Below are 19,231 nucleotides of genomic sequence, written 5' to 3'. Positions count from 1 at the left end.
TCACGTGCCCGAGTTGCCCGAGGTAGAAGTAGTCCGCCGAGGTCTGCACGAGCACGTCGCCGGTCGGACCGTCGCAGCGGTCGAAGTGCTGCACGCCCGTGCGATCCGCCGCCACCTGCCCGGTGCGGCGGATTTCGCGTCCCGGTTGGCCGGTCGCACCATGGTCGGCGCGCGCCGGCGGGGCAAGTACCTGTGGGTGGACCTCTCCGACGGGGACGCCCTGCTCGCCCACCTCGGGATGAGCGGCCAGATGCTGGTGCAGCCGCTCGACGCGCCGGACGAGAAGCACCTGCGGGTCCGCGTGCGGTTCGCCGACGAGGGCCCGGAGCTCCGGTTCGTCGACCAGCGCACGTTCGGCGGGCTGGCGCTGGCCGAGATCGTCGAGGTCGACGGCACGCCGCTGCCGGTGCCGGTGGCGCACATCGCGCGTGACCCGATGGACCCCGTGTTCGACCCGGACGCCGCGGTGACCGCGTTGCGCAGGCGGCGCACGGAGGTCAAGCGCGCGCTGCTGGACCAGACGCTGGTGTCCGGTGTGGGCAACATCTACGCCGACGAGGCGCTGTGGCGCACCCGCCTGCACGGCCTGCGGCCCACCGAGAAGCTGACCCGCGCCAAAGCCGCCGAACTGCTCGGCCACGCCACCGACGTGATGCGCGAAGCGTTGGGCGAAGGCGGCACGTCGTTCGACGCGCTCTACGTCAACGTGAACGGCCAGTCCGGCTACTTCGACCGTTCCCTGAACGTTTACGGGCAGGAAGACCGCCCGTGCGCGCGGTGCGGAACGGCGATTGTGCGAGAGCCGTTCATGAACCGCTCTTCGTTCTCCTGCCCGCGCTGCCAGCCGAGGCCGCGCGGGGTGTGACGGCACCGGGCCGGCCGGCGTGGAATGCGCGTCAGCGTGCTTTCGGCTCGGCGAGCCGGCGCAGCAGCGGGGTGGCCGACCGGAGGTGGCCGCGCTCCTCTTCGGACAGTCGCGAGATCCGCTCGGAGAGCAGTTCGGCTTCGCCGTGCGCCAGCGAGAGGATCGTCTCGCGGCCCGCGCCGGTCAGCTCCACGATCGTGGCGCGGCCGTCCGCCGGGTCCGCTTCCCGGCGCACCAGCCCGCCGGATTCCAGGCCTGTCACCACCGTGGTCGCCGTGGGCTGGGAGCACAGCGCGCGCACCGCGATCTCGCCGATGCGCATGGGTCCCTGCGCGGCGAGTTCGGCGAGCACGAGCAGCTGCGTGGGCTGCAGCCGTCGGACGGGTGCCGACTGGCGCAGGCTCCGGATCAGCCGGTGTACGGCGACCACGAGCTGTAACGCATCCTGGTTGGTCACACTGGTGGTCATCGAGGACCTCCTCGTGGCTCACCGACCGTGAGCAAGTGTCCGAATTCGGACAGGACATTCGCACTATTGGTGTACCGCTGTCCAGCGAACCGATTCATTCGCACCCGGATGTACTCACTGTTTCCGCACCGGTGCGGTTCCCCCGCCGTTAAAACGGCATAAAAGCCGTGGTGACGGGCATCAAGACGTCATCAGAAAAGCGGTAAACCCGAGGCGGGGGCGGCACGCCGGACCGGGCACGACGTAGTGTCGGACCGTGACGAAGGTGCTCGTGGTCGACGACGAACCGCAGATCGTGCGCGCGCTGCGGATCAACCTGTCCGCGCGGGGCTACTCGGTCCTCACCGCCCACGACGGCACCACCGCGCTCAAGGCCGCCGCCGAGGGCAAGCCGGACGTCGTCGTGCTCGACCTCGGGCTGCCCGACGTCGACGGCACGGAGGTGATCGCGGGCCTGCGCGGCTGGACGTCCGTGCCGATCATCGTGCTGTCCGCGCGCACCGACTCGTCGGACAAGGTCGAGGCGCTCGACGCCGGCGCGGACGACTACGTGACCAAGCCGTTCGGCATGGACGAGCTGCTGGCCCGGCTGCGCGCCGCGGTGCGCCGGTCGGCGGTGGCCGAGGGCGAGGACGCGGTGGTGGAGACGGCGTCGTTCACCGTCGACCTGGCCGCGAAGAAGGTGCTCCGGGAGGGCGAGGAGGTGCACCTGACGCCCACCGAGTGGGGCCTGCTGGAGATCCTGGCCCGCAACCGGGGCCGGCTGGTCGCGCAGAAGCAGCTGCTCCAGGAGGTGTGGGGGCCGCAGTACGCGAAGGAGACCCACTACCTGCGGGTGTACCTGGCGCAGCTGCGGCGCAAGCTGGAGCCCGAGCCGTCCCACCCCCGGCACCTGGTGACCGAACCGGGGATGGGGTACCGCTTCGAGCTCTGAGGCGCGAGCCGCGGGGACGCCTCAGCCGGCGGGCATCGTCGGGTGGCGCTCGAACAGGACCGTGCCGCGCACGATGGCCTCCTTGTAGCGGGCCGCGAGGCGTCCGGTGAGCACGGCCTCGCGCGGGCTGTCGTCGCCGCGCACGAACTGGACCAGGCCGTGCTTGCGCCCGAGGCTCACGCACTGGTTGAGGTAGGCGAACCGGAAGGGCTTGGGCTCCTTGCCCCTCAGCCGGTCCGCCAGCGCCCGCACGGCCCGCTGGGTGGTCGGCAGACCGGTCGCGCACGCCATGCGCAGCTCCAGCCCGTCGGGGCGGCGGAGGGCGGCGGCGTCGCCGACCCCGAGCACCTCCGGGTGCGAGACCGACGCGAGCGCCTGGTCCACGACCATCCGGCCGTTGCCGTCCACGGCGAACCCGGCGTCGCGGGCGAGGTCCGGCACGCGGAAGCCGGCCGTCCACACGACCGTGTCGGCGGCTGCCCGGGTGCCGTCGGCGAGAGTCAGGCCGTCGGCGTCCACGGCCGTGACGCGGCTGTGCTCGCGCACCTCGACGCCCAGTCGGTCGAACGTGGTGCGCAGGTACCGCCGGGCCTTGGCCGACAGCGCCTCGCCGAGCCCGCCGGCGGCGACCAGCACGACCTTGAGGTGCGGCAGGCTCTCGGCGAGTTCGGCCGCCGCCTCGATCCCGGTCAGTCCTCCGCCGACCACCGCCACGACCCGCGCGTGGGCCAGGTCGGCGCGCAGCCGCTCGGCCTCGCCCGGGGTGGCCACGGTGTGCGCGTGCTCGCGGACGCCGGGCACCGAGTCCAGGTCGGCGTGGCTGCCCAGCGCGTAGATCAGCCTGTCGTAGGCGAGAGTGCCGTCGGTGAGCTGGACCTCGCGGATCTGCGAGTCGATCGCGGTGACCCGGTCGACGACGAGCCGGACCCGGGTTCCTCGCAGCAGGTCGGCCAGCGGCAGGTCGCGCAAGGTCTGCCCGGCGGCGAGCTGGTGCAGTCGGACCCGCTCCACGAACCGGTCGCGGTCGTTGACCAGGGTGACCTCGGCATCGGTCCACTTCGCCGCCAGCTTGGCCGCCGCCAACCCCGTGTAGCCCGCGCCGACGACCACGATGTGCTCTGTCATTGTCCCCGTCCTCTCGTCGGCAGTGGAGCGGGACGGGGCGGCGGTTCGTGACAGCGGCCCGCTGTGACTCGTGTCACCGGACGTCGTGGCCGGTTCGCGGCGGTTCGGGCACTTCGCGGCCGAGATGATCGTTGGCAGTACGTGCGCACTGCGCGGCCTGTGCTCGCCGGAGGCCGTGGTGTCGTTGGTGGACAACGGATTGGCGGCTCGATGACGGTAGTGACCACGGCCCACACGTCCGAAGTGGACCCGGCGGTCCTCGCGGCGGCACGCGCGTTGTGCGACGACGCGTTCGACGGCGGTTTCAGCGACGAGGACTGGGAGCACGCGCTGGGCGGCGTGCACGCGTTCGTCTGGGAGGACGACGAACTCGTCGGCCACGGGGCCGTCGTGCAGCGCCGGCTGCTGCACGACGGGCGCGCGTGGCGGACCGGGTACGTCGAGGCCGTCGCCGTCCGGGCGGACCGGCGGGGGCGCGGGCACGGCGCGGCGGTGATGGGCGCGCTGGAGGACGTGGTGCGGCGGGCCTACCAGGCGGGCGCGCTGGCGTCGGCCGAGACCGCGCTGGACTTCTACGCGGGGCGCGGCTGGCGGTTGTGGCGCGGGCCGACCTCGGTGCTGGGCCCGGCCGGGCCGCAGCGCACCGAGGACGACGACGGCGGCATCTTCGTGCTGCCCGTCGAGGTCGTGCCGGACGTGGACGGGCCGCTGGCCTGCGACTGGCGCGAGGGCGACGTCTGGTAGGTCAGGGCTTGCGCGCCTCGACCAGCCAGACCGCCGAGCCGTAGCGGACGCCCTCCGGGGTCACGTGCTCCGCCAGGCTCGCCCGCACCGCCTCCAGCGCGCCCGGCACGGCCTCCGGCGGGAGGTCCCGGATCTGCGACTCGTGGCGCAGCGTGACGTACCCGAAGGCGTCCTCGACGTCCCGGCCGAGGTACATCTGCTCGGTCAGCGAGGTGAGCCGCACGTCCGCCAGACCGGCCTCGGTCAGCACCCGGCGGACCCGGTCCGGCTCGCTGAGCGCGAACGGGCTCGGCGTGTCGGTCGGCGGGTCGGGCAGGTCCCGGCCGCCGGCCAGCAGCGTGCGGAACCCGTCGAAGAACTCGTTGCGCCGGAAGTCCTGCCAGGTCAGCAGCACCACCCGGCCGCCGGGCCGCAGCGCGCGGGCGAGGTTGCCGAACGCGGCCACCGGGTCGCCGAAGAACATCGCGCCGAACCGGCTGATCACCACGTCGAACGCGGCGTCCGGGAACGGGTGGATCTGCGCGTCGGCCTGCTCGAACGCCGCGTTCGCCAGCCCCTCCCGGGCCGCCTGCGCGCGGGCCCGGTCGATCATCCGCGACGACAGGTCGACGCCCAGCGCCGAGCGCGCCCGGCGGGCCGCGTCCAGCGTGGTCCGGCCGCCGCCGCAGCCGACGTCGAGCACGTCCGAGACCGGGGTGGGCGCGGCGGCGGCCAGGAAGCCCGGGTGGTAGCGGGCGAGTCCCCGTTCGAGGCGGTCTGCCTGGTCGATCCACAGGTCGCCCTGGTCGCCGTCCCAGGCGTCGAGCTGGCCGGTGTTCGACGGGTCGACCGGCGGTGCGGTGAAGTCGCTCATTCGACCGGACCCTAGTGACCGCGCCCGCCGGTCGCCCGCGGTTTTCCCGCTACGGCGCGGAGGTCGTCGTGAGGGTCGGCGTCGTCGTCGCGCTGGACGAGGAGGCCGACGTCGGGCTGTAGGACGTCGGCGGGTTGCTCTGCGACTGCGACGTCGGCACCACCGGCGCGGTGGTCGTGGTCTGCTCGACCTTCGGCTCCTCCGGTCGTGGCCCGGCCGCCTCCGGCTCCTTCTTCGCCGGCTCCGCGGACGCCGTCGACGACTTCGGGGCCCGCGCGGACACGGTGACCACCACGGTGGACGTGCTGCCGTCGGCGGCGACCCGCACCGACGTCTCGACCGTCGGCTGCACGTCGGCGCGCGGCTCGGGCGGCGCCGGATCCGGCTCGCCGCCCAGGGCCAGCATGGACGCGAGGGTGGCCATCACGGTGGCGACGACCGCGCCGCCGCCCGCCAGCAGCGCCACCGAGGAGGCCTTCCTCTTCGGTGCCGGCTGAGGATCTTGCTCGAACACGCCATCTCCCTGTGGGGAACCCGGTCGGATGGTCAGGTGTCCGGGTTATCGGCGGATCGGGCCGGCGGGCGAATCGTTCGGGCGGTCCTCCACACCTTCGTGTGGCGGACCGTCACCCTCGGACAACACCCTCGTTTGGCGGGGCTATCTCCCGGACGACGGCGCGGTGGTGGTCGTCGTGGTCGTCGTCGTGGTGGTGGTGTCCGATGTCGCCGGGTCCGACGTGGGAGGCGTCGGGTCGGAAGTGGTCGTGGGGTTCGGGTTGTCCGTCGGGGTGTCCTCGACCGTGGTGGTCGTGGTGGTGCCGTCCGGGTTGGTCACCGTGGTCACGCGGGTGCGCTTGGCCGTCGTGGTGGTGGTGGTCGTCGTCTCGCTGGGCGCGGTCGTCGTCTCGGTGGTCGTGGCGATCGGCGCGGACGACGCCGTCGTGGTCGGTGCGGTGACCAGCGTGCTGCGCAGCACGACGTCCTCGCGCGGCGTCGGCTTGGCGGGGCCCGCCTCCTGCGCCGCGCCCGCGATCGAGGCGACGGACGCGAAGATCGTCGCCACCAGCACGCCGGCCGCGGCCAGCAGGACGTTGGGCGACACGCGCGGCCGGCGGCGGTCGGGTTCCGGGGTCTCGTACAGCCCGTCGGTCACTCGCACTCCTCGTCACCAGCCGAAATTCTGGGTCCAGTACCAGCCGTCGACGGCCAGGCCCACCCCGATCGCGGTGAACCCGCAGTTCAGGATGTTGCGCCGGTGGCCGTCGGAGTTCATCCACGCCTTCATCACCGATTCCGGCGTGCGCTGGCCCTTCGCGATGTTCTCGCCGCCGGGGCTCGGGTAGCCGGCCGCGCGCATCCGCTGCGCGAAGTCGACGCCCTCCGGGGTGTCGTGCGAGAAGTAGTCGCGCGCCGACATGTCGTCGCTGTGGCCCTGGGCCGACTTCACCGCGCGGTCGTCCACCTTCACCGGGCCGCACCCGGCGGCGGAGCGCGCCTCGTTGACCAGGTCCACGACCCGCTGCGGCTCCGACACGGGTGCGGGGACCGTGGTGGTGGTCGGAGGCGCGGTCGTGGGCGCGACGGTTGTGGTGGTCGTCGTCTGCTCGGTGGTGGTGGTGGTCGTCGTGGTGGGAGCGGTGGTGGTCGACGACTCGGTGGTGGTCGGCGCGGGAGCGGTGGGCTGGGTGGTGCGGGCGGGCAGGCCGATACCGCCCACTCCGCCGACGCCCGTGTTGTCGCCCTGGTCGTCCTGTGTTGTGGTGGGCGCGGCGACGAACGGGGCGAGTCGCTCCGGGCCGGCCACGGCCACACCGGTCGCACCGGCGGCCCCGAGCAGCAGCCCGACCAGAACGCCCATCACGGATCGGTTACCGCGCCGCGCAGTCACGGTCGCGCACCGTACCACTAACGGGTGAAATGTCAGGATGGCAGTTGTGACTGGAGCAGAGCGGACCGTGCGCCTCACCGCCTGGGTGCGGGGGCAAGTCCAAGGGGTCGGCTTCCGGTGGTGGACCCGCGCCAGGGCCCTTGAGCTGGGGCTGGTCGGCAGCGCGTCGAACCTGGACGACGGCCGGGTCGAGGTCGACGCGGAAGGTCCCGAGGCCGCTTGTCGTACTTTGTTGGACGCTTTGCGCTCCGGCGGTACACCCGGTCGGGTGGACTCGGTCGTGGAGCGCTGGTCGGACGCCCGCGGCGGCCGCACGGGTTTCGTGGAGCGTTGAACGCGTAAGGGTCCGGTGGCGTAGTAAACCGGTGTGGACCGTGGCGAAGAAGTGGTCAGGCAGCTCTACGGCCGCTGGCGCGGTCCGCTGCACGGCTACGTGCTGCGCCTGGTCGGCGGCGACCACCAGTACGCGGAGGACGTCGTCCAAGAGACGTTGTTACGTGCGTGGAAGCACGTTGACGAACTGACCCCGGACGACGCCGGGCCGTGGCTCTACACAGTGGCGCGGAACCTGGTCATCTCCGGCTTCCGGCGGCGCGGCGGGCGCAACAGCGAGGTGCCCATCGAGCCGAAAGACCTGCCACCGGTCGCCGACGAGGTCGAGCACGTCCTGCAGAGCTGGCAGGTGGCCGAAGCGCTGCGTGCGCTCAGCCCCGACCACCGGGCCGTGGTGGTCGAGCTCTACTACCGCCGCCGTACCGTCACCGAGGCGGCGGCGGTCCTGGGCGTCCCGCCCGGCACGGTCAAGTCGCGCTGCTTCTACGCCCTGCGCGCGCTGCGCGACGCCTTGGAGGAGCGGGGGGTGACGGAGTCTTGAGCTGCGACCGGACCGTCGCCCTGGGCGTGTACCTGCTCGGCTCGCTGGACCCGGCGGAGCGCTCGGCGTTCGAGCGCCACCTGCGCACCTGCGCCGCGTGCCGCCGGGAGATGCTGCGGCTGGCCCCGCTGCCGGGGCTGCTGAGCCAGGTCCGGTTGGAGGACCTGGAACTCCCGTTCGAGGACCCCGCGCCCGACCCGGACCTCTACCCGCTGCCCGAGCCCGAACCGGCCGGTGAACCCGCTGCGGCCCGTCGCCGGTGGCCGCTGTTCGCCGGGGTCGGCGTGCTGGTGGCGGTCCTGGTCGCGGTGGGCGTGCTGGTGTTCCGGCCCGCCGGCGGCGACCCGGTGACCTGGGCGGCGGTCGACGGCGGCACCGGCGTGGCGGCGCGGGCCGACCTGGTCGCCAAGTCCTGGGGCACCGAGCTGTGGCTGTCGATCCGGCACGTCCCGCCCGGCCGGCGGTGCAAGCTCGTGGTGCACGACCGCGCGGGCAAGGCCGAGATCGGCGGCTGGTGGAGCAGCGACCACGCCGAGGACGAGCGGATCCCCGGCTCGACCTCGTTCCGGCTCGACCAGATCGAGCGGCTCGACCTCGTGGTGGACATGGACGTGCTGGTCTCGGTGCGGCCCTAGGTCCTACGCCCCCCGAACCGGGCCTGAACTGGGGCGCGGCGCGCCGGCGTCGGGATCCGGTGGTGCTTGGGTACGCTGCCCCGGTGCACCTCAAGAGCCTGACGCTGAAGGGCTTCAAGTCCTTCGCCTCGGCTACCACGCTGCGCTTCGAGCCGGGCATCACGTGCGTCGTCGGCCCGAACGGGTCCGGCAAGTCCAACGTGCTGGACGCGCTGCGCTGGGTGATGGGCACGCAGGGCGCGAAGGACCTGCGCGGCGGCAAGATGGAGGACGTCATCTTCGCCGGCACGTCCGGCCGCGCCCCGCTGGGCCGCGCCGAGGTGACGCTGACCATCGACAACTCCGACGGCGTGCTGCCGATCGAGTACACCGAGGTCTCGATCACCCGCCGGATGTTCCGCGAGGGCGCGACCGAGTACGAGATCAACGGCAGCTCGTGCCGGCTGATGGACATCCAGGAACTGCTGTCGGACTCCGGCATCGGCCGCGAGATGCACGTCATCGTCGGTCAGGGCCAGCTCGCCGCGATCCTGGAGTCCAAGCCCGAGGAGCGCCGCGCGTTCGTCGAGGAGGCCGCGGGCGTCCTCAAGCACCGCAAGCGCAAGGAGAAGGCGCTGCGGAAGCTGGAGGCGATGCAGGCGAACCTGGCCCGCCTCACCGACCTCACCGCCGAGCTGCGCCGCCAGCTCAAGCCGCTGGGCAAGCAGGCCGAGATCGCCCGCCGCGCCCAGGCCGTGCAGTCCGAGCTGCGCGACGCCCGGATGCGCCTGCTGGCCGACGACCTGGTGACCCGGCGCGCCGCGCTGGCCCGCGAGGAGCAGGACGAGGCCACCGCGCGCGCCCGGCGCACCGAGGTCGAGCAGTCCCTCCAGCAGGCGCAGTTCCAGCAGAACGAACTCGAAGACCAGGTCAGCGCCGACGCGCCGAAGCTCCAGCAGGCGCAGGACACCTGGTACCGGCTCTCCGCCCTGGAAGAACGGCTGCGCGGCACGGTCCGGCTGGCCGTGGAGCGCGAGCGGCACCTGTCGGCGTCGGTCGAGGCACCGCGCGGCGGGCGTGACCCGGACGAGCTGGACGCCGAGGCCGAGCAGACCGCGGAGCTGGAGCAGGAACTCCAGGACGCCGTCACGGAGGCCCGGATCGGGCTGGCCGAGGCCGTCGAGACCCGCGCCGAGCTGGAACGCGTGGTGCAGGCCGCGGAGAAGGCGCACGTCGCGGCCGTGCGCGCGATCGCCGACCGGCGCGAGGGCCTGGCCCGGTTGTCCGGCCAGGTGGAGGCGCTGCGCTCGAAGACCTCCGCGACCGCCGAGGAGATCGAGCGGATGTCGGTCGCGCTGGCCGAGGCGGCGGAGCGGGCCGAGGTCGTCGCGCAGGAGCTCGCCGAGGCCCGCGAGGTCACCGGCACCGAGGACGAGGACGACGTCGGCCTGGACGAGCGGCACCAGCGGGCCGTCGAGGCGAACGACGCCGCCCGGAGCCGGGTCGAGGAGCTGGTGAAGGCCGAGCGGACCGCGGAGCGCGACATCGCGTCGTGGCAGGCCAGGGTGGACGCCTTGTCGCTGGGGCTGACCCGCAAGGACGGCGCGGGCGCGCTGCTCGCGTCCCGGCTGCCGGGCCTGCTCGGGTCGGTCGCCGCGCTGCTCACCGTCGAGCCCGGGTTCGAGGTGGCGCTGGCCGCCGCGCTCGGGCCGGTCGCCGACGCGGTGGCCGTGGCGTCCGGCGCCGACGCGCTGGCCGCCCTGGAGCTGTTGAAGGAGCAGGACGCGGGCCGGGCCGGGGTGCTGGTCGGCGGGTCGGTGCCGGTGGACCTGCCGTCGTGGCCGGTCCTCCCGCAGGGCGCGCGGTGGGCCGTCGAGCTGGTGCGGTCGCCCGAGGCGTTGCGCCCGGCGCTGCACCGCGCGCTGGACCGGCTGGCCGTGGTGGACGGCCTGGCCGGCGCGCGGGACCTGGTCGAGGCGTACCCGGACGTGCGGGCGGTGACCCGCGAGGGTGACGTGTTCGGCGCGGACTGGGCGGTCGGCGGGTCCGGGCGCAGCCAGAGCGTGATCGAGGTGCAGGCCGCCGTCGACGAGGCGTCGGAGAAGCTGGCGCTGACCGAGCGCTCGCTGGAGCGGTCGGCCGCCGCGCTGGAGGGCGCGCGGGCCGAGCAGCGGGCCCGGCGGACCGAGGTGGACGCGCTCAAGGAGCAGCTCAACGAGGCCAAGGTGCGCCGCGCCCGGTCCTCCGAGCGGCTCAACCGGCTGGCCGCCGCGGTCCGCTCGGCGCAGGCCGAGGTCGAACGGGTGCGGGTGCAGCGGGAGAAGGTCGAGGCCGCCCGCGAGGAGAACCTGCTCAAGCTCGGCGAGCTGGAGGAGCGCCTCCTGGTCGCCGAGGAGCAGCCGCTGGACGACGAGCCGGACACCGCCCAGCGCGACGAGGCCGCCGCCGAGCTGGCGTCGGCCCGGCAGGGCGAGGTGGACGCGCGGCTGCACCTGCGCACCGCCGAGGAGCGGGCGCGGGCGGTGCAGGGCAGGGCCGAGGGGCTGCGCCGGGCCGCGCGCGCCGAGCGGGAGGCCCGGGAACGGGCGCAGCGCGCGCACGCCGCACGGGCCCGGGGCGCGGTCGTGGCCAAGGCCGTGGTGCGCGGCGGCGAGGTGGCGCTGGCGCGGATCGGCGAGTCGCTGGCCCGTGCCGCGCGCGACCGCGACGTGGCGCAGGAGCGCAAGGCGCAGCGCGAGACGTTCCTGACCCAGGTGCGCAGCCTGGTCCGGGAGATGTCGGTGGAGCTGGAGAAGCTGACCGACGCCGTGCACCGGGACGAGGTGCTGCGGGCCGAGCAGCGGATGCGCATCGAGCAGCTGGAGACCAAGGTCGCCGAGGACTTCGGCATCGGCCTGGACGACCTGGTCGCCGAGTACGGCCCGGACGTGTTCATCCCGCCGTCGCAGCAGGAGGTCGCCGAGTACGAGGCGGCCAAGGAGCGCGGCGAGGCGGTGACCGCGCCGCAGCCGATCCCGTTCGACCGCGACACCCAGGCGCGGCGGGCCAAGCGCGCGGAACGCGACCTGTCGCTGCTGGGCAAGGTCAACCCGCTGGCGCTGGAGGAGTTCGCGGCGCTGGAGGAGCGCTACAAGTTCCTGTCCAACCAGCTGGAGGACATCAAGGCCACCCGCCGCGACCTGCTGACCGTGGTGAAGGAGGTCGACGACAAGATCCTGGAGGTCTTCACGTCGGCCTACGACGACGTGGCGCGCGAGTTCGAGGTCGTGTTCAAGGTGCTGTTCCCGGGCGGCGAGGGCCGCCTGGTGCTGACCGAGCCGGACGACATGCTGACCACCGGCATCGAGCTGGAGGCCCGCCCGCCGGGCAAGAAGGTCAAGCGGCTCTCGCTGCTCTCCGGTGGCGAGAAGTCGCTGGCGGCGGTGGCGATGCTGGTCGCGATCTTCCGCGCGCGGCCGTCGCCGTTCTACGTGATGGACGAGGTCGAGGCGGCGTTGGACGACACCAACCTGCACCGGCTGATCAGCCTGTTCGAGCAGCTCCGCGAGCGCTCGCAGCTGTTGATCATCACCCACCAGAAGCCGACGATGGAGATCGCCGACGCGCTGTACGGCGTGTCGATGCGCGGCGACGGCATCAGCCAGGTGATCTCGCAGCGCCTGCGCGGCCGGGACGACGTGCGGCCGGCCAAGTCCGCGCCCGCCGCCGTGCCGCCGCCCGCCGAAGCACCTGCCGTGGAGACGCCTGTGGCGGCGCCTGCGGAGGTGCCCGCCCAGGAGGTGCCGGCGGAAGTCGTTGCCGAGCCGGCCGCCGGGGAGCCTGAGGACTAGCCGGGCAGCGGGTCGAGGCGGAAGTCCAGGCCGTCCGGGCCGGTCAGGCGGGTTCGCCCGGCGGCGTGGACGACGATCTCCCACCGCGCCGCGTCGCCGTGCTCGACCGTGGCGTCGAGGCCGAGCGCGTCCCGGTAGAACCGCCGCGCGCGGTCCGAGTCGTCGCTGACGTGCACCGCCCCGATCGGGGCGTTCGGTGTGCCCGGCGGGAAGTCCCACCCGGCGAAGCCGCGCGCCTCCCACAGCGAGAACGCCACGCCGACCGGGTCGAGCAGGGTCGCCACCGCGCCCTGGCCCTCGACCTCGAACGGACCGACCACGAGCCGCGCCCCGTGCGCCACGGCCGCCTCCGCGACCCCGGCGACGTCGTCCACGGCCAGGTAGCACGCGATGTGCGCCGGGATCCCCGGCGGGTAGAACGGGTCCGCCAGGTCGCTCACCCCGCCGATCCGGTGCTCGCCCGCGACGATCTCGCGGCCGGTGAACCGCCACCCCAGCGCGGTCTCGAAGAACGCCGCCGCGCCCGGCACGTCCCGGGTCTTCAGGTCCATCCAGCAGAACATGGAACCGGTCATACCGGGCGGAACGGGTGACCGGCAACTCAATTGCGGTAGGCGAAGCCCGTCCGGTACGCCCACACCACGGCCTGCGTGCGGTCGCGCACCTCCAGCTTGGTCAACACGTGCTTGACGTGCGTCTTCACCGTCTCCACGGACAGGTGCAGGGCCCGCGCGATCTCCGGGTTCGACAGCCCCTCGGCCATCGCCCGCAGCACGTCGGCCTCGCGGTCGGTCAGCCGCACGGTCCGCGCCCGGTCGGCCGGGGTGCGCAGGGCGTGCGCCTCGAACAGCCGGCGGGTCACCGACGACGAGATCACCGCGTCCCCGCCGGCGACGGTGCGGATCCCGGCCACCAGCTCCTCCGGCGACGCCCGCTTGAGCAGGAAGCCGTCCGCGCCCGCCGAGATCGCGTCGTCCACCACCTCGTCCAGGTCGAACGTCGTCAGCACGAGCACCCGCGGCCGGGGCGTGGCCGACATCAGCTCACGGGTCGCGGACACGCCGTCGCGCACCGGCATCCGGATGTCCATCACCACGACGTCCGGCCGCAGCGCCAGCGCGGACACCACGGCGTCGCGGCCGTTGGAGACCTCGCCGACGACGACGATGTCCGACTCGCCGTGCAGCAGCGCCTTGAGCCCGCCGCGCACCAGCGAGTCGTCGTCGGCCAGCAGGACCCGGATCACGGCGTGCTCCGCGCGGGCAGCGTGGCGCGCACCAGGAAACCACCGTCGACCGGGCCGGCCTCGAACTCGCCGCCCTCCAGCCGGGCGCGTTCGCGCATGTTGACCAGGCCGCGGCCGGGGGTCGGCGCGGCCAGGTGCCGGCCCTCGTTCGCGACCTCCAGCACCACCCGGTCGCCGACCTGCGCCAGGTCCACGTCGATGCGGCCGGTCTCGGTGTGCCGCAACGCGTTGGTCACCGCTTCCTGGATGATCCGGTGCACCGCCCGCGCCGCGCCCGGCGCGAGGTCCACCTCGGAGGTGTTGAGCCGCAGGTCCCGGCCGGCCGCGCGGACCCGGGCGGCGAGCTCGCCCAGGTCGGGCGGGGAGTCGTCGTCGCTGTGCATCACGCGCAGCAGCCGGTCCAGCTCGCCCAGCGCGTCACGCCCGACGGTCTCGATGTGCCCCAACGCCGCCTGCGCGAACTCGGGGTTGTCGGCGAACACCCGGCGGCCCACCCCGGCCTGCATCACGATCACGTTGACCGCGTGCCCCAGGGCGTCGTGCAGTTCGCGCGCCAGCCGGGTGCGCTCCTCGGCCAACAGCCGCGCCTGGGACGCCTCGGCCCAGAACCGCCGGGCCCGGGTCGCCTCGCCCGCCACCATCGAGATCAGGAAGCTCATGCTGATGCTGAACAGCTCGGCGGAGCCGACCTCGTTGCGGTCGAACAGCACGTACCCGACCAGCGCCACGAACGTGATCAGCCCGCCGGCCAGCCGCATCCGCCAGCCGTAGGTGGCGAACACCGTGAACACGGCGATCCACGCGGGCCACTGCACGACGGTGGGCGGGTAGCCGGCCGCCGCGTTGAGCACCACGACGGTGCCGGTCACGGCGGTGATCGACACCGGCGCGGTGGTGCGCCACAGCAGGCTGAACGCGGACAGCACGGCGAACGCGAGGCTGACCGCGTCGGTCGGCCGGTGCGGCGGCTCGGACCCGGTCAGCAGCGCCGCCGCGACCGACGCGACGACCAGCCCGGCGGCGAGCCAGGCGTCCGAGCGGGTGGGCATGGCTCATCGTCCCCCGTCGCGCCGCGTGCGGCCAACGCTCTTGAGAGGACAGCCCATCCCTCGGGAGAGGGAGATACGTCGACTGGCCTCGGGGGGCGACCGCGAGGGGTCCGCGTCCCTAGCGTTCCGGGCGATTCCCCTGACGAGAAAGGACGTACCGGTGGCAACGGTGCTCACGACCCGGCGCAAGATCGGGTTCGGGTGGCTGGCCCTGACGGCGGTCGCCATCGCGGTGTTCGCACCGCTGCCCTACTTGACCGCGCCGCTGGAGGAGATGGGCGACAGCGGGTTGGCGAGCCACTACGCGGCGAAGCCGGCGTGGGTGCACGCGGTGCTCTACACGCACATGGTCGGCAGCGGTCTGGCGCTGCTGCTGTGCCCGGCGCAGCTGTCGGCGAAGGTGCGCAGGCGGTGGCCGAAGTTCCACCGGGTGCTCGGCCGGATCACGATCGTGGCGATGCTGGTCGGCGGCACGGCGGGCGCGGTGCTCGCGCCGATGAGCATCGCGGGCGTCAACGGGATGGCCGGGTTCGGGCTGCTGGCCGTGCTGTCGGTGGCGTTCCCGGTGCTCGGCCTGCGGGCGATCCGGCGCGGTGACCCGGCCGCCCACCGGCGGTGGATGGTCCGGGCGTTCTCGCTGGTCTACGCCGGGGTGATGCTGAGGGTCGGGGTGATCCTGCTGCTGCCGGTCGTCGGCGACTTCGACTCCGCCTACGCGTTCATGCCGTTCGGCTCGTGGGTGCCGAACCTGCTGGTCGCGGAGTGGGTGCTGCGGCGCGAGCAGCGGCGTCCGCAACGGCGTGAGCCGGTGCCCGTCGGGGCCGGCTGAGGGCCCGCTGTACTTGATCCCGCTGGGGCCCGCTGGGGCCCGCCGAAGCTCGACGGGCACCCAACGGGATCAAGTACAGCGGGGTCAAGTACAGCGGGATCGAGTACGGCGGGATCGGTCAGCGGGCGTCCGGCTCGGGCTTGCGCGGCCGGGCGTCCAGGGCGGCGGCCTCCTCCGGCGTGGGGGCGGTGCCGCCCAGGTGCGCGGGCTGCCACCACTGGCCCGCGCCGGGGTCGGGGTAGTGCGCCTGCGCCTGGTCGAGCAGTTCCTGCATCCGGGTGCGCAGGTCCGCGTCGGTGGTCGGCTCGATCGGGTCACCGACGATGATGGTGACCGGCACGTGCCGCTGGGTCAGCTTCTTCGGCCGGCCCTTGGTCCACAGGCGCTGGGTGCCCCACACGGCGGTCGGCAGGAGCGGCACGCCGGCCTCGGCGGCCAGCCGGACCGCGCCGCTCTTGACGTCCTTGACGGTGAACGACCGGCTGATGGTGGCCTCGGGGAAGATCCCGACGACCTCGCCGGCGCGCAGGGCGTCGAGCGCCTTCCGGTAGGACTCCTGCCCGGCCGAGCGGTCCACCGGGATGTGGTGCATCCCGCGCATCAGCGGGCCGGACACCCGGTTGGTGAACACCTCGTCCTTGGCCATGAACCGCACCAGGCGACGGGACGGCTGCGCCCCGTAGCCGGCGAAGACGAAGTCGAGGTAGCTGACGTGGTTGCTCGCCAGCACGGCCCCGCCGGTGATCGGCACGTGGTGCGCGCCTTCCACGGCGATGCGGAGGTCGAGCACGCGGAACAGGGCCTTGGCCGCGGCGATCACCGGCGGGTACACGCGATCTGGCATGACCGCAACGGTACGCTACTGACGGGTAACCGTGTTCTGCTCCCGAACCACGCGAGGCACCCCGGCGAGGTCCTCCTCGTTGCACAACAGCTTGAGGTTGTAGTACGGCGAGCCCTTGGTGTCGTCGTAGTCCAGGTGGACGGCGATCACGTCCACCGGCTCACCCAGCCAGTCCTGGGTCTGCCGCAGCCACGACGAGGCCCGTTCGAGGGCGTTGGGCAGGTCGTCGTCCCGGAACTCGACCGGCCGGTAGGGGACCTCCTGCACCTGGTCCCGCTGGTTCGCAGGCATCGGCAGGTCTACCGCCACCCCGCTGTCGTTGAGTTCGAGTTGGATCGTTTCCTCACTACTCACACCTTGAGGGTCCACCACCCCAGGTCGTGCGGCAAGAGATGGGGACGTGCGTTCAGCCGGTCTTGACCACGACGGTGTCCTCCGGAGCGAGCGCCGCGCCGCCGTCCGAGCGGATCTCCAGCCGCGCCAACGGTCGGCCGGTGGCGCGGTCGACCAGCTCCGAATGCGCCTCGCCGGGGGTGAACGAGTGCGTTTCACCCCACTGGCGCAGTGCGACGATCACCGGGAACAGGTCGCGGCCCTTGGCGGTGAGCACGTACTCCCGGTAGGGGCCGCCGTCGGCGGCGGGCACGGTCTCCAGCACCCCGGCCGCGACGAGTGCGCGCAGCCGGGCGCTGAGCATGTTCTTCGCCACGCCGAGCCCGCGCTGGAACTCGTTGAACCGCCGCACGCCGTCGAACGCGTCGCGCACGATCAGCAGCGACCACCAGTCGCCGATCGCGTCGAGCGAGCGGGCGACGGGGCACTCCGCCTGGTCGAGACTCGTCCTGCGCACCACGGTTGCATCTTACAACCACCTCCCGCTACCGTCCGACTGGTAGCAAGATGAAACCACTTGGAGGTCGGCGCGTGATCGGTCACCGGCGCACCCTGCTGTTCGCCGCCACGGCGGGGCTCGCGGTCGCGAACCTGTACTTCGCCCAGCCGCTGCTGGTCACCCTCGCCCACGACTTCGGCCTCACGCCGGCCGGCACCGGCCTGGTCGTCGCGCTCACCCAGGTCGGCTGCGCGGTCGGCCTGCTGTTCGTCGCACCGCTCGGCGACCTGCTCGACCGCCGCCGGCTGGTGCTCGCGATGACCGTGCTGATGGCCGCCGCCCTGGTCGTCGTCGGCACCGCGGGCCACCCCGTCGTGCTGCTGGCCGGGCTGGTGGCGGTCGGCCTGCTGTCGGCGGTGGCGCAGGTGCTGGTGGCGTTCGGGGCGGCGCTGGCCGGACCGGACCGGCGCGGCCGGGTGGTCGGGGTGATCACCAGCGGGGTGGTGCTCGGCATCCTGCTGGCCCGCGCGGTGTCCGGCGTGCTCGCCGACCTCGCCGGCTGGCGGGCGGTCTACCTGGTGTCGGCGGGGGTGGCGGTGCTGCTGGCGGCGGCGCTGCGGCGGTCGCCGGCCGCACCGCCCGCGCGTCCCGTGCCGCGCTACCCGGAACTGCTCCGCTCGACGGCGGCGCTGTTCGTCACCGAGCCGGTGTTTCGGAACCGGGCGCTGCTCACCACGCTGCTGTTCGCGTCGTTCAGCCTGCTGTGGAGCGGGGTGGCGCTGCCGCTGAGCGCGCCGCCGCTGTCGTTGTCGCACACCGCGATCGGCGCGTTCGGTCTCGTCGCCGCTGCGGGCGCGGTGGCGGCGGCGGGCGCGGGAAGGCTGGCCGACCGGGGGCTCGGGCAGCGCACCACCGGGGTGGCGCTGGCGCTGCTCACCCTCTCCTGGCTGCCGCTGGGGTTCGCGGTGGAGTCGCTGTGGGCGTTGGCGTTCGGCGCGCTCCTGCTGGACTTCGCGGTGCAGGCCGTGCACGTCACCAGCCAGAGCATGGTCCTGGCGGTGCGGCCGGCCGCGGGCAGCAGCCTGATCGGCGCGTACATGGCGTGCTACTCGGTCGGGAGCGGCCTGGGCGCACTCGGGGCGTCCGCCGTCCACGACGTCGCCGGCTGGACCGGAGTATCATGGGCGGGCGCCGCGGTGAGCGCGGCGGCCCTGGGCTACTGGGCGGTCACCAGGCCCCGAAAACCCCTCGCTTTCGCCCGGCCCGGCGAGTGACGATTCCCGGTATGTATGTCACCCGTTTCGCCCGCCAGGACGACCTCGACGGCGTGCTGGCGCTGCTCGTCCGGCTGCAAGCCGACACCGCGCACCACATCGGCTACCTCGGTGAGACGCTCGGCGAGCTCACCGAGGAGCTCGCCGAATTCGAACCCGACTGGCCGTCCTGCACGGTCGTCGCCACCGACGACTCCGGCCGGCTGTGCGGCGTGCTCAGCGTCGAGGTCGACACCGAGCTGAACCGGGTCTTCCTGCACGGCCCGTTCGTGGACGTGCCGGTGAACCACCCGGCGGGCAGCCGGATCTGGGACCAGACCTCCGACGCCCTCTACGCCGAGGCCGCCCCGCTGCTGCGAGGCGTCGACGACCGCGAGGTCTACGGCCACACCCGACACCGCCGGCTGGCCGCGTTCGCCGAGCGGCACGGCTTCACCGCCGGCCGTCCCAGCGGCATCTACGTGCTCGGCGACGACGACCTGCGCGGCCTGCTGCTGCGGGACGCGGGCTGCCCGCGCACCGGCCCGGCCCGCGAGATGCGCGTGCTGCCGACCGACGCCGCCGTGCACGAGGCGGTGGCCGTGCTGCACGAGCGGTGCTTCCCCAAGACCTACCTGTCCGGCCGCAAGCTCGTGGACGACGGCGGCCACCACACCGTGGTGGTCGCGATGGACGGCGACCGGGTGCTCGGCTACGCCGCCGGCAAGGCCGAGCCCGGCGAGTACTACATCGACTTCGTCGCGGTCGAACCCGACGCGCGCGGCGCCGGGGTGGGTGCCGCGCTGGTCACCGAACTGGTCTGGAAGCTGGCCGAACGGCACGGGGCCCGGCCGCAGGCCGCCGCGTCGATCCTGGCCGGCAACGCCTCGTCCCGCCGGATGTTCGAACGGCTCGGCTTCGAGCTCTACCTGGAACTGGTCGCCTACCGCGCCACCCCGGCCGCCTGACCCGCTCCGCACGG

22 protein-coding genes are annotated in these 19,231 nt (G+C 73.4%); 10 read left to right on the top strand and 12 right to left on the bottom strand.

Annotated features, from left to right (window positions below; genetic code table 11):
- Positions 1–4: 4 nt before the first annotated feature.
- A complete protein-coding gene (gene mutM / locus BN6_RS34505; RefSeq protein ID WP_015104497.1) occupies positions 5–865 on the top strand; it encodes a bifunctional DNA-formamidopyrimidine glycosylase/DNA-(apurinic or apyrimidinic site) lyase in 861 nt (286 codons plus the stop codon).
- 31 nt (positions 866–896) lie between these two features.
- On the opposite strand, the gene BN6_RS34500 is transcribed toward mutM, so the two are convergent.
- Positions 897–1,334 carry a MarR family winged helix-turn-helix transcriptional regulator gene (locus BN6_RS34500; RefSeq protein WP_015104496.1) on the bottom strand — a complete coding sequence of 146 codons (438 nt, stop codon included), beginning with the start codon at positions 1,332–1,334 and terminating at the stop codon, positions 897–899.
- Positions 1,335–1,590: 256 nt separating this feature from the next.
- Between BN6_RS34500 and BN6_RS34495 the strand changes: the two genes are divergently transcribed.
- Complete coding sequence (locus BN6_RS34495) at positions 1,591–2,268, top strand: response regulator (RefSeq protein ID WP_041315112.1); 678 nt, start codon at positions 1,591–1,593, stop codon at positions 2,266–2,268.
- Positions 2,269–2,289: 21 nt separating this feature from the next.
- Here BN6_RS34495 and BN6_RS34490 read toward each other — a convergent pair whose 3' ends face one another.
- The gene (locus tag BN6_RS34490) at positions 2,290–3,393 is read right to left on the bottom strand and encodes an NAD(P)/FAD-dependent oxidoreductase (protein ID WP_015104494.1); all 1,104 of its coding nucleotides are present in this window, start codon (positions 3,391–3,393) and stop codon (positions 2,290–2,292) included.
- A 210-nt stretch (positions 3,394–3,603) separates the two neighbouring features.
- On the opposite strand from BN6_RS34490, the gene BN6_RS34485 reads away from it, so the two are divergent.
- Positions 3,604–4,137: a GNAT family N-acetyltransferase gene (locus tag BN6_RS34485; protein WP_041315110.1), complete on the top strand. Its 534-nt coding sequence runs from the start codon at positions 3,604–3,606 to the stop codon at positions 4,135–4,137.
- 1 nt (position 4,138) lies between these two features.
- Here BN6_RS34485 and BN6_RS34480 read toward each other — a convergent pair whose 3' ends face one another.
- From BN6_RS34480 to BN6_RS34465, 4 genes are all read right to left on the bottom strand, one after another.
- Positions 4,139–4,990 (bottom strand): class I SAM-dependent methyltransferase, encoded by an 852-nt coding sequence (locus tag BN6_RS34480; RefSeq protein ID WP_015104492.1) that lies wholly within the window; start codon positions 4,988–4,990, stop codon positions 4,139–4,141.
- Positions 4,991–5,039: 49 nt separating this feature from the next.
- Positions 5,040–5,504, bottom strand: a complete 465-nt coding sequence (locus BN6_RS34475) for a hypothetical protein (RefSeq protein ID WP_148303137.1) — start codon at positions 5,502–5,504, stop codon at positions 5,040–5,042.
- 144 nt (positions 5,505–5,648) lie between these two features.
- On the bottom strand, positions 5,649–6,143 hold the full coding sequence (locus BN6_RS47135; RefSeq protein WP_041315105.1) for a hypothetical protein: 495 nt from the start codon (positions 6,141–6,143) through the stop codon (positions 5,649–5,651).
- 12 nt (positions 6,144–6,155) lie between these two features.
- A complete protein-coding gene (locus BN6_RS34465) occupies positions 6,156–6,848 on the bottom strand; it encodes a CAP domain-containing protein (protein ID WP_084672829.1) in 693 nt (230 codons plus the stop codon).
- A gap of 67 nt (positions 6,849–6,915) precedes the next feature.
- On the opposite strand from BN6_RS34465, the gene BN6_RS34460 reads away from it, so the two are divergent.
- The 4 genes from BN6_RS34460 (at position 6,916) to smc (ending at position 12,196) form a co-directional block, all read left to right on the top strand.
- A complete protein-coding gene (locus tag BN6_RS34460; protein WP_015104489.1) occupies positions 6,916–7,212 on the top strand; it encodes an acylphosphatase in 297 nt (98 codons plus the stop codon).
- A 33-nt stretch (positions 7,213–7,245) separates the two neighbouring features.
- Positions 7,246–7,752 carry a sigma-70 family RNA polymerase sigma factor gene (locus BN6_RS34455; RefSeq protein ID WP_015104488.1) on the top strand — a complete coding sequence of 169 codons (507 nt, stop codon included), beginning with the start codon at positions 7,246–7,248 and terminating at the stop codon, positions 7,750–7,752.
- Complete coding sequence (locus BN6_RS34450; protein ID WP_015104487.1) at positions 7,749–8,387, top strand: anti-sigma factor family protein; 639 nt, start codon at positions 7,749–7,751, stop codon at positions 8,385–8,387. The genes BN6_RS34455 and BN6_RS34450 overlap by 4 nt, the downstream gene beginning before the upstream one ends.
- An 83-nt stretch (positions 8,388–8,470) precedes the next feature.
- Positions 8,471–12,196, top strand: a complete 3,726-nt coding sequence (smc, locus tag BN6_RS34445) for a chromosome segregation protein SMC (protein WP_084672828.1) — start codon at positions 8,471–8,473, stop codon at positions 12,194–12,196.
- Here the strand turns inward: smc and BN6_RS48235 are convergent.
- Genes BN6_RS48235 through BN6_RS34430 form a run of 3 tightly spaced genes read right to left on the bottom strand, consistent with a single transcriptional unit; the run spans position 12,193 to position 14,491 of the window.
- A complete protein-coding gene (locus BN6_RS48235; protein WP_197540216.1) occupies positions 12,193–12,747 on the bottom strand; it encodes a VOC family protein in 555 nt (184 codons plus the stop codon). The two genes, smc and BN6_RS48235, sit on opposite strands and share 4 nt — an antisense overlap.
- Before the next feature lie 50 nt (positions 12,748–12,797).
- Complete coding sequence (locus BN6_RS34435; protein ID WP_015104484.1) at positions 12,798–13,442, bottom strand: response regulator; 645 nt, start codon at positions 13,440–13,442, stop codon at positions 12,798–12,800.
- Positions 13,439–14,491, bottom strand: a complete 1,053-nt coding sequence (locus tag BN6_RS34430; protein WP_015104483.1) for a sensor histidine kinase — start codon at positions 14,489–14,491, stop codon at positions 13,439–13,441. The genes BN6_RS34435 and BN6_RS34430 overlap by 4 nt, the downstream gene beginning before the upstream one ends.
- 160 nt (positions 14,492–14,651) lie before the next feature.
- On the opposite strand from BN6_RS34430, the gene BN6_RS34425 reads away from it, so the two are divergent.
- Positions 14,652–15,320, top strand: coding sequence for a DUF2306 domain-containing protein (locus BN6_RS34425; protein ID WP_063641848.1), 669 nt, complete (start codon positions 14,652–14,654; stop codon positions 15,318–15,320).
- Positions 15,321–15,438: 118 nt separating this feature from the next.
- Here the strand turns inward: BN6_RS34425 and BN6_RS34420 are convergent, their stop codons facing one another.
- The 3 genes from BN6_RS34420 to BN6_RS34410 all read right to left on the bottom strand — a co-directional run bounded on the left by BN6_RS34420 (position 15,439) and on the right by BN6_RS34410 (position 17,017).
- Positions 15,439–16,164, bottom strand: a complete 726-nt coding sequence (locus BN6_RS34420; protein ID WP_015104481.1) for a lysophospholipid acyltransferase family protein — start codon at positions 16,162–16,164, stop codon at positions 15,439–15,441.
- Positions 16,165–16,179: 15 nt separating this feature from the next.
- The gene (locus BN6_RS34415) at positions 16,180–16,455 is read right to left on the bottom strand and encodes a hypothetical protein (protein ID WP_051076078.1); all 276 of its coding nucleotides are present in this window, start codon (positions 16,453–16,455) and stop codon (positions 16,180–16,182) included.
- Positions 16,456–16,570: 115 nt separating this feature from the next.
- On the bottom strand, positions 16,571–17,017 hold the full coding sequence (locus tag BN6_RS34410; protein WP_015104479.1) for a winged helix-turn-helix transcriptional regulator: 447 nt from the start codon (positions 17,015–17,017) through the stop codon (positions 16,571–16,573).
- A gap of 71 nt (positions 17,018–17,088) precedes the next feature.
- Between BN6_RS34410 and BN6_RS34405 the strand changes: the two genes are divergently transcribed.
- Positions 17,089–18,270 carry an MFS transporter gene (locus tag BN6_RS34405; RefSeq protein WP_015104478.1) on the top strand — a complete coding sequence of 394 codons (1,182 nt, stop codon included), beginning with the start codon at positions 17,089–17,091 and terminating at the stop codon, positions 18,268–18,270.
- An 11-nt stretch (positions 18,271–18,281) separates the two neighbouring features.
- Positions 18,282–19,217: a GNAT family N-acetyltransferase gene (locus tag BN6_RS34400; RefSeq protein WP_041315097.1), complete on the top strand. Its 936-nt coding sequence runs from the start codon at positions 18,282–18,284 to the stop codon at positions 19,215–19,217.
- Positions 19,218–19,231 lie beyond the last annotated feature (14 nt).

It is taken from the genome of Saccharothrix espanaensis DSM 44229 (genome assembly GCF_000328705.1).
In the GTDB taxonomy this organism is placed as follows: Bacteria; Actinomycetota; Actinomycetes; order Mycobacteriales; family Pseudonocardiaceae; genus Actinosynnema; species Actinosynnema espanaense.
The sequence above is the reverse complement of the archived record's forward strand: the minus strand, read 5'-3'. Positions and strand labels throughout refer to the sequence as shown.

Excerpts from the sequence above, each read along its gene's own strand:
- BN6_RS34400 (WP_041315097.1), top strand. The coding sequence starts at position 18,282 with ATGTATGTCACCCGTTTCGCCCGCCAGGACGACCTCGACGGCGTGCTG.
- BN6_RS34415 (WP_051076078.1), bottom strand. The coding sequence starts at position 16,455 with ATGCCTGCGAACCAGCGGGACCAGGTGCAGGAGGTCCCCTACCGGCCG.
- BN6_RS34430 (WP_015104483.1), bottom strand. The coding sequence starts at position 14,491 with ATGCCCACCCGCTCGGACGCCTGGCTCGCCGCCGGGCTGGTCGTCGCG.
- BN6_RS48235 (WP_197540216.1), bottom strand. The coding sequence starts at position 12,747 with ATGGACCTGAAGACCCGGGACGTGCCGGGCGCGGCGGCGTTCTTCGAG.
- BN6_RS34485 (WP_041315110.1), top strand. The coding sequence starts at position 3,604 with ATGACGGTAGTGACCACGGCCCACACGTCCGAAGTGGACCCGGCGGTC.
- BN6_RS34420 (WP_015104481.1), bottom strand. The coding sequence starts at position 16,164 with ATGCCAGATCGCGTGTACCCGCCGGTGATCGCCGCGGCCAAGGCCCTG.
- BN6_RS34480 (WP_015104492.1), bottom strand. The coding sequence starts at position 4,990 with ATGAGCGACTTCACCGCACCGCCGGTCGACCCGTCGAACACCGGCCAG.
- BN6_RS34490 (WP_015104494.1), bottom strand. The coding sequence starts at position 3,393 with ATGACAGAGCACATCGTGGTCGTCGGCGCGGGCTACACGGGGTTGGCG.
- BN6_RS34460 (WP_015104489.1), top strand. The coding sequence starts at position 6,916 with ATGGCAGTTGTGACTGGAGCAGAGCGGACCGTGCGCCTCACCGCCTGG.
- BN6_RS34500 (WP_015104496.1), bottom strand. The coding sequence starts at position 1,334 with ATGACCACCAGTGTGACCAACCAGGATGCGTTACAGCTCGTGGTCGCC.
- BN6_RS34465 (WP_084672829.1), bottom strand. The coding sequence starts at position 6,848 with ATGGGCGTTCTGGTCGGGCTGCTGCTCGGGGCCGCCGGTGCGACCGGT.